11 protein-coding genes are annotated in these 12790 nt (G+C 38.0%); 8 read left to right on the top strand and 3 right to left on the bottom strand.

Annotation, left to right across the window (positions count from 1 at the left end):
• Positions 1 to 118: 118 nt before the first annotated feature.
• Positions 119 to 898, top strand: coding sequence for a sporulation transcription factor Spo0A (gene spo0A, locus MUN87_RS03390; protein ID WP_244746257.1), 780 nt, complete (start codon positions 119 to 121; stop codon positions 896 to 898).
• Positions 899 to 938: 40 nt separating this feature from the next.
• On the opposite strand, the gene MUN87_RS03385 is transcribed toward spo0A, so the two are convergent.
• Positions 939 to 2045 (bottom strand): mechanosensitive ion channel family protein, encoded by a 1107-nt coding sequence (locus MUN87_RS03385; RefSeq protein ID WP_369413994.1) that lies wholly within the window; start codon positions 2043 to 2045, stop codon positions 939 to 941.
• A gap of 133 nt (positions 2046 to 2178) precedes the next feature.
• On the opposite strand from MUN87_RS03385, the gene safA reads away from it, so the two are divergent.
• Both safA and MUN87_RS03375 read left to right on the top strand, forming a co-directional pair.
• Entirely contained in the window at positions 2179 to 2781 is a 603-nt protein-coding gene (safA, locus tag MUN87_RS03380) for a SafA/ExsA family spore coat assembly protein (protein WP_244746256.1), read from the top strand.
• Between the two features lie 195 nt (positions 2782 to 2976).
• The gene (locus tag MUN87_RS03375; protein ID WP_244746255.1) at positions 2977 to 4323 is read left to right on the top strand and encodes an aspartate kinase; all 1347 of its coding nucleotides are present in this window, start codon (positions 2977 to 2979) and stop codon (positions 4321 to 4323) included.
• A gap of 25 nt (positions 4324 to 4348) precedes the next feature.
• Here MUN87_RS03375 and MUN87_RS03370 read toward each other — a convergent pair whose 3' ends face one another.
• Entirely contained in the window at positions 4349 to 5395 is a 1047-nt protein-coding gene (locus MUN87_RS03370; protein WP_244746254.1) for an NAD(P)/FAD-dependent oxidoreductase, read from the bottom strand.
• A 948-nt stretch (positions 5396 to 6343) separates the two neighbouring features.
• Positions 6344 to 6586: a DUF2627 domain-containing protein gene (locus tag MUN87_RS03365; RefSeq protein ID WP_244746253.1), complete on the bottom strand. Its 243-nt coding sequence runs from the start codon at positions 6584 to 6586 to the stop codon at positions 6344 to 6346.
• 129 nt (positions 6587 to 6715) lie between these two features.
• Here MUN87_RS03365 and MUN87_RS03360 point away from each other — a divergent pair, with 129 nt between their 5' ends.
• Genes MUN87_RS03360 through MUN87_RS03340 form a run of 5 tightly spaced genes read left to right on the top strand, consistent with a single transcriptional unit; the run spans position 6716 to position 12775 of the window.
• On the top strand, positions 6716 to 8290 hold the full coding sequence (locus tag MUN87_RS03360; protein ID WP_244746252.1) for an AAA-type ATPase lid domain-containing protein: 1575 nt from the start codon (positions 6716 to 6718) through the stop codon (positions 8288 to 8290).
• Positions 8290 to 9387: a butyrate kinase gene (gene buk, locus MUN87_RS03355; RefSeq protein ID WP_244746251.1), complete on the top strand. Its 1098-nt coding sequence runs from the start codon at positions 8290 to 8292 to the stop codon at positions 9385 to 9387. The genes MUN87_RS03360 and buk overlap by 1 nt, the downstream gene beginning before the upstream one ends.
• A complete protein-coding gene (gene lpdA, locus MUN87_RS03350) occupies positions 9377 to 10798 on the top strand; it encodes a dihydrolipoyl dehydrogenase (protein ID WP_244746250.1) in 1422 nt (473 codons plus the stop codon). The genes buk and lpdA overlap by 11 nt, the downstream gene beginning before the upstream one ends.
• On the top strand, positions 10791 to 11792 hold the full coding sequence (locus MUN87_RS03345; protein WP_244746249.1) for a thiamine pyrophosphate-dependent dehydrogenase E1 component subunit alpha: 1002 nt from the start codon (positions 10791 to 10793) through the stop codon (positions 11790 to 11792). The genes lpdA and MUN87_RS03345 overlap by 8 nt, the downstream gene beginning before the upstream one ends.
• Positions 11792 to 12775: an alpha-ketoacid dehydrogenase subunit beta gene (locus tag MUN87_RS03340; protein ID WP_244746248.1), complete on the top strand. Its 984-nt coding sequence runs from the start codon at positions 11792 to 11794 to the stop codon at positions 12773 to 12775. The genes MUN87_RS03345 and MUN87_RS03340 overlap by 1 nt, the downstream gene beginning before the upstream one ends.
• Positions 12776 to 12790 lie beyond the last annotated feature (15 nt).

Here is a 12790-nt window from a genome sequence, read left to right as displayed (position 1 = left end):
AACCGTGTAGAACGAAATTTTGTATTTTTTATGAACGAAAAGAAGGATTTCTATTCCTTTTGTCGAAAGTATTAATTAAGGTCAAAATAGTTAGCATAAGGTGAAGGAGGAACTTTTTGTGAAGAATTCGAATGTAATGTTGGTGGATGACAACCGTGAACTTGTAGATTTAATGAATGATTATTTAGAGGATCAGGAGGATATTGCCGTAGTAGGGAGAGCATATAATGGAAAAGAATGCCTGGATTATGTGGAAGAAGTTAATCCGGATGTAATTATATTAGATATTATTATGCCTCATATAGATGGTCTAGCTGTTCTATCGAAATTAAAACAAAATGAACGGACAAAGCACATTAATGTGATTATGCTCACTGCATTTGGTCAGGAAGAAGTTACGAAAAAAGCTGTCGGTCTGGGAGCGTCGTATTTTATCTTGAAACCATTCGATTTAGAACATCTTGCAGAACAAATAAGACAAGTACATGGTATCCAAACTGCTGTACATAATGAGAAAAGGTCTTCCGTGACAAACAGCAAAAGGTTTGATTTAGAAGCAAGTATTACGCATATCATTCATGAAATTGGTGTACCTGCCCATATTAAAGGCTATATGTATTTGCGAGAAGCCATCACAATGGTTTATAAAGACATTGAATTACTAGGATCAATCACGAAAGTTCTTTATCCTGATATTGCATCTAAATTCAACACAACTGCTTCAAGAGTAGAACGTGCCATTCGTCACGCCATTGAAGTAGCCTGGAGCAGAGGTAACATGGATTCGATTTCATCGCTGTTCGGATATACGGTAAGTGTGTCTAAAGCAAAACCGACGAACTCTGAGTTTATAGCTATGGTTGCAGATCGATTACGATTAGAACATCGCGCTAGCTAGTAACTACAAATAAATCCCCCGATGATTCGGGGATTTATTATTATTGTTGATCATCTTGTAAAGGATGCATATTGTGCATGCTATCTTGTTCAAGATATATCGAACGAGACGGAAATGCAACAGAAACATCTGCCTCTTCTAAAATCTCCATAATTTTGTAATTCACATTTTGTTTTACTGTTAAGTATTCTTCCCAAACAATTGTTTTTGTGAAGAAGTAGAGCATGATATCAAGGCTGCTATTATTATATTCGGTAAACTTTACAAAAATGGTCTCTGGATGTATGTCCTCATTATTTTCCAAGTATTCTTGAATCTCATGTACAACATGCTGGATCTTTTCTTTTGATGTGCTGTATTCCACTCCGAGGGTGAAAGATATTCTTCTCTTGTTCATCTCACTCCAATTAGTAATCGGCTCATTAGATAAGGTAGAGTTCGGAATGGTAATAAGTGAATCAGCAAAGGTTCGAATAATGGTACTGCGGAAATTAATATCCTCTACAATCCCCTCAATACTAGGTGATTGGATCCAATCGCCAATTGTAAAAGGTTTTTCGGTAATAATAACGACACCGCCGAACAAGTTTTTGATTACTTCCTGAGCAGCTAGAGCAAATGCCAGGCCGCCCAAACCTAAACCTGCTACAAACCCACTAACGTTATATCCAAATTCCTCCGCTATAATACTGATGCTAATCATGACAATGATGACTCGAACTGCTTTAGATAAAAACGGAATTAAGATGGAATCCATTTCAAAATTCAGTTTATTGCTTATTTTCATAAATAAAAGCGACGTGCTTGACGACAGGTTAAACAGCCAAGAGGAAATAGCGAGTAAAATCGATATTTTTAATAACTTTAAGTAAATTTCCCTAGTCTCATTGATGTATGGGAAAAAATGAATAGCGATATAGATGCCTACTACGACAAATAAAAAGCGCAACGGATGTTCTAATGCTTTTAGGGCATGATTGAGCAGTTCCGTTTTTCCTTTATTGGATAATTTTAAAAACAGGTAAAAAATATATTTAATAAACAATTTTCGTAAAAGAATTGCCAGCAAAATGACACCGATACTTATTGCGATATCAATGTAATCATCATATGAAATAGCTTCCCAAAATCTCCAATCCAACTCCAACTTGTTACCCTCCATTTATTGCATTATATAGATACTTTATCATGATCAATATGTATTTCCAACTATTTATATGTATAGTTTCGGACAGTTTGGACAATTTAAACACGAATAAATATGGAAAGGACTGTTGAATGTGAGAAAAATCTGCTTTGTTTTGTTGGTTGTCGGGTTTTGTCTACTGCCTGTACAATCTTTATTTGCTGCGAGTACCTATACGGTTCAATCAGGCGACAGTTTGTGGAAGATTGCTGTAAAATATCAAATCGGATTATCTGAAATCATTGAAGCAAATGACCAAATATCCAATCCTGATTTGATTTATCCCAACCAAACAATAACGATTCCAACGATCGACGAAATTAAAAAAATAGAGCATCAAGTTATTCAATATACCAACCAAGAAAGAGAGAAGAATGGACTTCCAAGTTTGCGAGCAAATTGGGAGTTATCTCGTGTAGCACGTTACAAATCGCAAGATATGTTGCAAAACCAATATTTTAGTCATACAAGTCCAACGTACGGTTCACCATTTACAATGATGCAGAATTTCGGTGTATCTTATACTTCTGCAGGTGAAAATATTGCTAAAGGACAAGACACTGCTTATCAGGTAGTACAAGCATGGATGAACTCAAGTGGACATCGTGCCATTATTCTAAACGAAAAGTATACACATATTGGCGTTGGTTATGTAGAAAGTGGACATTATTGGACGCAAATGTTTATAGCGAAATAATGATCAAGGTTCAAATGCGCTCACTGCTTATTTGACAGCCTCTCGTCTTGAATTTTAATAAATGTACCATTGTATACCGTCAAGCGCTGATATTCTCCGGTATTTTTACTTTTAGATGCTTATTTTGTTTAACAATTCTGATAAAAGTATGATAATATTTTTATGGTAGCAAAATAATTATTGGAGAGGTTAAACATGAAAGTAGCAAAATTTGGAGGAAGTTCAGTAGCGAATGCTGAGCAATTACAGAAAGTAGCATCGATTATTCAAGACGATAAAGATAGAAAAGTTATCGTCGTATCAGCACCAGGTAAACGATTTTCAGATGATATTAAAGTAACAGACATGCTTATTGAGCTCGGAGAAGCCTTCTTTAATAAGCAACCGTATGAGCAAAAACTGCAAGCGGTGTTAGAACGTTTTCAATCGATAACAAATGAATTAAGTATATCTGATCAGATCATCAAAGAAATTAAAGATGGGGTAGAAGGTATATTGCATTCTACAGACAGTGACGCTTTAAAGATGGATGCATTAAAAGCTACGGGAGAAGATTCTTTGGCAAAGGTTTTAAGTGCATATCTGCAATCAATAGGAGTAGAGTCAACATACTTAAATCCACAACAGGCAGGTATCTTTGTTAGTGAACATCCAGGAGGCGCACAAGTACTTGAAGAAAGCTATGATCATTTATATCAGTTAAGAGAGCGTAACGAAATTGTTGTTATACCTGGCTTTTTTGGCTATTCAAAAGAGGGAAAATTAATTACATTTTCACGTGGAGGTTCTGATATAACTGGATCTATAGTTGCTGCAGGAGTAAAAGCGGATTTATATGAGAACTTTACAGATGTCGACTCTGTGTATTGTGTAAACCCGACAATTGTGGATAATCCGAAGCAAATCACCTCTTTAACGTATAAAGAGATGCGTGAATTATCCTATGCAGGGTTTTCTGTGTTTCATGATGAAGCATTGATTCCAGCGTTTAAGGCAGATATTCCTGTTTGTATCAAAAATACGAACAACCCACAAGCTATGGGAACGATTATCGTATCGAAAAAAGAACCACAACCTAATCCTGTAGTAGGGATTGCCAGTGATACAGGATTTATCAGTATCTATGTTAGTAAATACTTAATGAACCGCGAGTTAGGGTTTGGCCGTAAACTGTTAACGATCTTAGAAGATGAAGATATCTCCTTTGAGCATACACCATCTGGTATTGATGATATCTCTGTCATCATCCGTGAATCTAATATCACTTCAGAAAAGGAAGAGCGTGTTATCGCGCGAATTAAAGAAGAATTGGATCCAGACACTGTCAGCGTTGAACGTGATCTTGCATTGATTATGGTTGTGGGCGAGGGAATGGACAGTACGGTAGGATTAGCTGATAAAGCGACACATGCTTTTCATCAGGCAAAAGTTAATATTGAAATGATGAATCAAGGTTCTTCAGAAGTTTCTATGATGTTTGGTATTAAAGCAGAAAAAGTTAACGAATCTGTTAGAGCGCTTTATCATATGTTCTTCGAATAGAAAGAAAAAATACTTGACTACATAATTAGTCAAGTATTTTTTGTGTTTTCAGAAGCTCTTTATTTTTATCTTTAAACTTCTCGTTATGAGAGGATACCATGGCTCTTTCATGGGAAGATGGATCAATAAATTGTTTTGCTTTATTGACTGCATTACAAGCGTCCTGGAAGCATCCAGCAATTAAATGTAATTTACTCTCATGTTTAAGTATATCTCCAGCAGCATAGATACCGGGAATGTTCGTGGAACTGTCCGTATTACCTTGAATTAATTGGTATTCATCCAACGCGATATTGATCGAACTACTTTCAAACAGGGAACGATCAATGACATATCCGTGGTTTATGATTACTTCGTCGATTTCATGCCATTGCTCTTTTTGGCTTTTTTTATTGTACAATAATGCCTTATTGATATAGTCATTGTCATGTTCGCTTACAAACTTTTCAATTGTCGTGTTTAAATGAACTTCGACAGAACTGGACAGGACTTTGTTAACTTCTGCCTCATGTCCTTTTAATTGCTCGCTTCGGTATACGAGAGTGACTTTTTCAGCAATTGCTTCTAATTCATTTGCCCAATCCACCGCTGCATTACCCCCGCCTGAAATCAGCACTCGTTTGTTTTTAAATTGCTGTAAAGAAGGAACTATGTAATGGAGATTTGTTACTTCGAACTTATCGATTCCATCCAATTCCAGTTTTTGCGGATTTAGTATCCCTCCGCCAATCGCAACGATAACTGTTTTAGAATAATGTGTTTGTTTATTGGTGCTTATGACGAATAGACCGTCATCTTCTTTACGAATGTCGGTAACTTTCGAATTTAATGCGACAGTTGACTTGAAGGTTTGTGCTTGTTGAACCATCTGCTTAATAAAATCACCGCCGCTGATAGGAGGTTGCCCTCCTACATCCCAAATCATCTTCTCAGGATAAACATGTACCTTACCACCTAAATATGGCTGGTATTCAATTATTTTTGTTTTTAAGTCGCGCAGACCGCTGTAAAAAGAAGCAAACAATCCTGCAGGACCACCGCCGATTATCGTGACGTCATAGATATCTTTCATAGCTTGCACCTCCGAAAATGAAAATCATTCTCATTAAATAATACTGTAAACGTTCGGAATTTGCAACAACAAATACCGCACTATTCTTACTAACTTAGTAATTGAAGCTGTCTTTTGCTTTGTGCTATTTTTGAAAAGAGACCTTCACTATGAATCAGGCTCAACAACGTATATATGAGCATGTGTAGTTAGTTTGGTTTGATCAATATTGCATCTTAATGATCTGTTGTGGTAAGAGCACATATAAATTAGATATAACTGAGTACTTTAAGAAAAAACGGCCATAACCCGCCCGGTCCTAATTGACTTCATCAATAAACAACTTCCCATAATATGGATTATGTTAACTAGCCGCTTTATGCTTAGTAGTAATTTTGAAATGATTCATTTGCTGGGATACCGCTCCGTCCAACCACTCCGCGTCCTGCGGGGCACGGCTGAAGCTAACTTTGTGAAGAAGGGCGCTTCACAAAGTGGATCTTCAGCGCCTGCATAATCCCGCGGGAGTCTCCGTGGTTGGCCTACGCTAGGATGTGGACTCTACAACTTTTGTAAGAGATAGCATATTGATCACTGTATATATAACAGCAATTGAATGAATAACATAATGCCTAGATCCACTGCTTTTAGCTGTTTCATATGATGTAGTACTTCCCTAAAGCGTAGGAAATAGGCGGAGACTCCCGTGGAATCAGCGCGAGCTGAAGATCCACTTATGAAAGAAAAGAATTTTCTTTCATAAGTTAGCTGAAGCCGTGCCCGCAGGACGCGGAGCCTATTTCCGGAGCTTTGCAACGCAGATAAAATATTTCAAAATGACCGTTTTGCCATACAGCCTTAGTTAACATAATCCATATTATAGGAAGTCCGCTTCATGTTCGATATGGTTACTGCTTTGATTGCACTTTTATGCTTTCTTGACTGAGAACATGAAAAAACAGATATTCATTAGGAAGAATATCTGTTACGTTTGCCACCTTTATTTAACTGTCTTTTTTTATCGCGATGAAGGATAAAGCCACCAATAAAATATAACCCTCCGACAAAAAGAACAAGACCAATAATAAATTGAATGACAATATGAAAGAAGAGCATATTCAATTCGCCAAAGAAGGCATCTCTCATTAATTTAATTCCATAAGTTGCCAAAACAGCCGGTAAGACAAGCATTAATAACGCAATCAGTCTCAAAGTGTTTCCTCCTATAGTGTGGAAATACTTAAATTATAGCAAAAAAGCTCGATAATTGAAAATAGCTTTATCTTGCAATATCTTGCAAGAAATTATACACTAATAGTATGAAAAATAATGCAAGGTGTGATGAAAATAGCTTCAATTATATCAATGAAACATGATCATATGTTGCAACAATTACCAGTGGGAATAATGTTAATTAACAAAGAGGACTGCATAGAGTTTGCCAATGCAATGGCGAGAGAAATATGTGAATTGGACGATGACAACGAGCTGAGGCCCTTGTCTGAAGTCATTGATCATCCAGCAACGATCAATGTAAAGCAACTCCATCAGCATGTTGATTCGATTGATACGATAAAAAGTAATCAACAAAAAATACTATCTGTTTATCGTCCTTTTTTTAGCGAGCAGGGGACATTAACAGGTGTCATCTTAATGTTCGAGTCATTACAAATATTTGATAAACAGGTACTTGAGTTTACCGACAAGAAAATGCTTGAAAGTATTATTAAAGAAAGTATGAAGCATCATCATTCCGACTTTCGAGTGGTAATGGCAGATAATACGGAATGGTTTGTTAGTCAAAATTGGAATCAATTAAACGAGAAACAAACTCAACGGGTTGATCTGCTGGCAACGAAAGCTATCCATGCTAGGCGAGAAATATTAGAACGTGTACAAATTTCCGCTAACTGGGGCGCCGGATCTTTAGAAATTATTAGCAAGCCATTGTGGAATCATGGAAAAATTGCCGGTTGTATGCAATTTATTAATAAGAATAGGGAGCAGGACACGGAAGAAGAATTAAAGATGGCTCAACATTTGATCCGTAAGCTGGAATCCTCTTATCGAATGTCTGATATCATTGCTGCTTCACCTGCAATGAAAATTGCAAAAGAACAAGCAAAACTATATGCCAACATGGATACCCCGATAATGATAAAAGGAGAAGTGGGAACAGGGAAGCAGATGATGGCACGAGCAATACATGATTTAAGTGAATGGAGAGACTATCCTTTTTATTATGTTCGTTTTTCTGAATTGCAAAACGCATTATCCAGTCAGTTTCCAATTAATCAAAAAGGTACTTATTATATATATATGGATTCAAAATTGCCTCAAGACATACAAGAGCAGCTGTTAGAAAAAATGACAAAACTACCACATATTCGAATAATATTCGGTACTGTCAAAGCGATCCACTCAACTGACTGGATGGATGATCTCTATGATATCTTGCAAAGATATGTTTTGGTGTTGCCTAATCTAAAGGAAAGAAGTGAGGATTTCCAACCGCTTATCTCATCAATATTAAACATGTTGGATCAGAAATATCAAAAAAAAGTTGCTGCGATCGATGATCAGGTACTTGCACGTCTTCTAAACCAGGATTGGCCAGGAAATGTAATGCAATTAGAACAAACATTGGAAAATATAGTCTTGCGTGTTAGTTTTGGGACTGAAGTACTTACGATGGCTCACTTGGAAGAAGGTGTCGATTCTTCAGTTGAAACAGGGACGACTGTGGATAAAAGCCTGCAGGAAGCAATTGATCAGTTTGAAAAGGATTATATTTTCTCCGCACTTAAACAGAATCAGTTTAACAAATCAAAAACGGCTAGAGAGCTGGGCGTATCTGTTCGTAATTTATATTATAAAATGGAAAAATATAATATGGAACGAGGTGCAAACTCTTAATGACAAGACTCTTTCGTATATTAGTCATTAACCCATTAGTCGAAGGAACGAGAATCGCAATTTATGAGAACGAAGAATGCTTGTATGATAAATCGATTCCGTTGCAAAATGAATGGGATGACCTGGAAATTCTTCAACAGTTAGAAGGTCGGAAAAAGGATGTTATCAATACGATACAAAAAATAGGTTTCAATATTACATACTTTGATGCTGTATGTGGTCGTGGAGGTTTGTTACGCCCTATCGAAGGTGGCACTTACCAGGTTAATCAGCAGATGATTGATGACCTTAATAATCAAATAAACGGGGGGCATGTATCGAATCTAGGTGCATTACTGGCGCATGATATTGCTCAGGACTGGAACCTACAAGCCTATATCGTCGATCCAGTTGTGGTAGATGAAATGTTTGACATTGCCCGAAAAACGGGTGTACCATCAATCGAGCGCAAAAGTATTTTTCATGCATTGAATCAAAAATCAGTGGCAAGGTCATTAGCAAGCCAATTGCAAGCAAATTATGGGGACCTCTGCTTGATTATCGCTCATATCGGTGGTGGTGTTACAGTAGGGGCTCATCAATATGGCCAAGTGATTGATGTCAATAATGGCTTTGATGGTGACGGTCCTTTATCTTTTGAAAGAGCTGGATCTATTCCTAATAAAAGCCTAATAGATCTCTGCTTTGAATCAGGATTATCAAAAGGTGAAATCCAGGAGCAGATTATATACCAGAGTGGTTTGAAATCTTATTTGGGTATTGAACGAAAAGCAGATCTCGATTGGTTATGGCATACATCACCAGAACAAGTCGAAGAAGTATTTGATATATTAGGTTTTCAAATTGCAAAAGAGATTGGTAAGATGAGTGCTGTGTTATCAGGTAATGTCAATGCAATTGCTTTAACTGGTGACTTAGCGGCTTATTCATATTTAAACGAAAAAATTATTCAGCAGGTCAGTTGGATTGCTGATACATATGTATTCCCAGGTGAGAATGTCATGCTAGCCTTAGCGCAAGGGACATTACGCGTACTAATTGGGAAAGAAACGATAAAGCATTATGAAATAGGAAGGAATGGCAGAAATGGCTCATAATTATGATCTGGTAATTCTAGGCGGTGGAACAGGAGGTTACATGACAGCTATCCGGGCTGTTCAGCTTGGACTCAAGACAGCTGTAGTGGAAAAAGATGCGTTAGGTGGTACTTGTCTGCATAAAGGTTGTATTCCCACGAAAGCATTACTAAAAAGTGCTAATGTTTTTCAGCAAGTAAAATCAGCTGCAGCATTTGGAGTGGAAACCACTGAACCGACATTTAATCTGGTTCAGGCGATTGAACGGAAAGACAACGTAGTAGCTTCTTTACATAAAGGTGTAACACATTTGATGAAATCTAATCAAATAGATGTTTACCAAGGTTACGGACGAATTTTAGGTCCTTCGATCTTTTCGCCGATAGCTGGAACAATTTCGGTAGAATATGATGATGATCGTGAGAATGATATTTTAATTCCGAAAAATGTCGTGATTGCTACAGGTTCTTCGCCAGCCGAACTGCCTGCACTTAAAGCTGATCATGAAGATATTCTCACATCAGATGATTTAGTTAATTTGACCAATTTACCTGCTTCAATCGTTATTGTTGGCGGGGGTGTGATCGGAATTGAATGGGCCTCTTTTCTGCAAGATGTCGGAGTTGAGGTGACTATTTTGGAAGCGCAGGATCACATGCTGCCGATGTTCGATCAAGAGGTAACGAAGCAGATGAAACGTTCACTTGAGAAAAAAGGGATAACCGTTATAGAACAAGCGATGATTGAACGTGCGACGAAGACAGGGTCGTCATTGCAGGTTCAGTATCAGCATAAAGGGGAAACTCATCAATGTACAACAGATAAACTATTGATGGCAGTAGGGAGAAAGGCGAATACCTACAAGATTGGCCTGGAGAACACTGATATTGAACTGGATCAAAAAGGTTTTATTAGCGTCAACCAAAATTTCCAAACAAAGGAAAGTCACATCTATGCGATTGGCGATGTTATAGGTGGTCGACAACTTGCGCACGTTGCTACTTATGAAGGAAAAAAAGCGGTTGAACATATCGCCGATGTTGCTGGCAGTACACTATCGGATCAGGAAATACCATCTTGTATCTACAGCAATCCGGAAGTAGCGATGATTGGTTTAACAGAACAGGAAGCGAAACAGGATGGTTATGATTATCAAACAGAAAAAATATCACTTCAAGCCATTGGAAAAGCACATGTGAATGGTCATACGGATGGGTTTATGAAAATAATAATAGACACAAAAACAGATGATATACTAGGCATTCATTTATTAGGTGAACACGTAACAGAATTAATTGGACAAGCCAGTGTGGCGAAATATTTTGATAGTTCGGCGTTGGAATTGTCAGAGGTGATTTACCCGCATCCATCTGTTAGTGAAATTTTTGGAGAAGCTGCACAAGCAGTACAAGGGAGGAAAAATCATGGTTAATCAAACAGTCGATATTAAGACCGATAAAGAAACGTTATTAAGCATGTATCGAGAAATGTTATTAGCAAGAAGAATTGATGAGAGAATGTGGTTATTAAATCGTTCAGGCAGCATTCCGTTCGTCGTATCCTGTCAAGGGCAAGAAGTGATGCAAATTGCAGCTTCCTTTGCTTTGGACAAAGAATTAGATTATGCATTGCCATATTACAGGGATTTAGGGGTAGTAGTTCACTTCGGAATGACAACAAAAGAAATATTCTTGCAGGCTTATGCAAAAGCAGAGGACCCTAACTCCGGTGGTCGTCAAATGCCAAGTCACTTTAGCCAAAAGAAAAATCGAATTGTAACAGGTTCATCGCCGGTAACGACTCAGGTGCCACATGCAACCGGCTTTGCCTTGGCTAGCAAGATGGAGAAAAAGCCATCTGTCTCTTTTGTTACGTTAGGAGAGGGGTCATCTAACCAAGGAGATTTTCATGAAGGGCTAAATTTTGCGGGGGTTCATAAATTGCCTGCTATCTTCATGGTGGAAAACAACAAATATGCGATTAGTGTACCGCTGCATAAGCAAGTAGCTTGTGATAATATCTCAGATCGAGCTATTGGTTATGGAATGAAAGGTATTAAAATCGACGGTAATGATACATTTGCTGTCTATAACGCTGTGAAAGACGCTCGCGATCGCGCTATAAACGGCGAGGGACCTACACTGATTGAAGCTGTTTCTTATCGCTTAACTCCGCACTCTAGTGATGACGATGATATGACTTATCGAACAAAAGAAGAAGTAACAGAAGAAAAAACAAAAGACGGTCTTGCGGTATTTAAAAAATACCTGGTGGAACAAGGGTATTTAACAGAAGCGATAGAAGAAGAGTTCGAAGCATCTATTAAAAATGAAATTAATGAAGCGACTGAATATGCAGAAAACGCACCATACGCAGACGCATCTACATTAGAACGCTACGTCTATGATGAGAAGGGGGCAAACTGATGGCTGTAATGACATATATTCAAGCTGTAAATCAGGCTTTGAAGGAAGAAATGGAACAAAACGAAAAAGTATTCGTGCTAGGGGAAGATGTAGGAAAGCGAGGAGGAGTCTTTCTTGCTACTGCGGGATTATATGATCAATTTGGCGAAGAACGAGTTATTGATACGCCACTTGCGGAATCTGCCATTGCAGGGGTAGGAATCGGTGCGGCGATGTATGGAATGCGACCGGTAGCTGAAATGCAGTTTGCTGATTTTATTTTACCTGCAGTCAATCAGATTATCTCGGAAGCGGCTAAAATAAGATACAGATCGAACAATGATTGGGATTGTCCAATAACGATTAGAGCTCCATATGGAGGCGGTGTTCATGGAGCGCTGTATCATTCGCAGTCGATTGAAGCGATTTTTGCAAACCAGCCTGGATTGAAAATTGTCATGCCTTCAAGTCCTTATGATGTAAAAGGTTTGTTAAAAGCGGCCATACGCGATGATGATCCGGTATTATTCCTGGAACATAAACGTGCTTATCGTTTACTGAAGGAAGAAGTACCAGAGGACGACTATACTGTTGAGATTGGTAAAGCGGATGTAAAACGTGAGGGAGAAGATGTCACTGTCATCACTTATGGTTTATGTGTTCATTTTGCCAAACAAGCTGCTGAAAAGCTGGAACAGGAAGGCATTTCGACAGAGATTGTTGACTTAAGGACAGTTTATCCGTTAGATCAAGAAACGATCAAACAAGCAGCATCCAAAACTGGTAAAGTGTTACTCGTAACGGAAGATAATAAAGAAGGAAGCATTATTGGGGAAGTAGCTGCTATTATTAGTGAACATTGTTTATTTGATTTAGATGCACCTATTAAACGATTAGCTGGACCGGATGTACCAGCGATGCCATATGCACCGCCACTGGAGAAAGAATTCATGGTGAATGCAGACAAAATTGAACAAGCTATTCGAGAGCTGGCAGAATTTTAAGAAGGAGTGAGTAGT

Origin of the sequence: Gracilibacillus salinarum (genome assembly GCF_022919575.1) — a bacterium.
Taxonomy (GTDB): domain Bacteria; phylum Bacillota; class Bacilli; order Bacillales; family Amphibacillaceae; genus Gracilibacillus; species Gracilibacillus salinarum.
The sequence above is the reverse complement of the archived record's forward strand: the minus strand, read 5'-3'. Positions and strand labels throughout refer to the sequence as shown.

What these genes read in the sequence shown, in the direction of transcription:
- MUN87_RS03375 (WP_244746255.1), top strand. Translation starts at nt 2,977, where the DNA reads ATGAAAGTAGCAAAATTTGGAGGAAGTTCAGTAGCGAATGCTGAGCAA.
- MUN87_RS03360 (WP_244746252.1), top strand. Translation starts at nt 6,716, where the DNA reads ATGAAAATAGCTTCAATTATATCAATGAAACATGATCATATGTTGCAA.
- MUN87_RS03340 (WP_244746248.1), top strand. Translation starts at nt 11,792, where the DNA reads ATGGCTGTAATGACATATATTCAAGCTGTAAATCAGGCTTTGAAGGAA.
- lpdA (WP_244746250.1), top strand. Translation starts at nt 9,377, where the DNA reads ATGGCTCATAATTATGATCTGGTAATTCTAGGCGGTGGAACAGGAGGT.
- MUN87_RS03345 (WP_244746249.1), top strand. Translation starts at nt 10,791, where the DNA reads ATGGTTAATCAAACAGTCGATATTAAGACCGATAAAGAAACGTTATTA.
- MUN87_RS03370 (WP_244746254.1), bottom strand. Translation starts at nt 5,395, where the DNA reads ATGAAAGATATCTATGACGTCACGATAATCGGCGGTGGTCCTGCAGGA.
- buk (WP_244746251.1), top strand. Translation starts at nt 8,290, where the DNA reads ATGACAAGACTCTTTCGTATATTAGTCATTAACCCATTAGTCGAAGGA.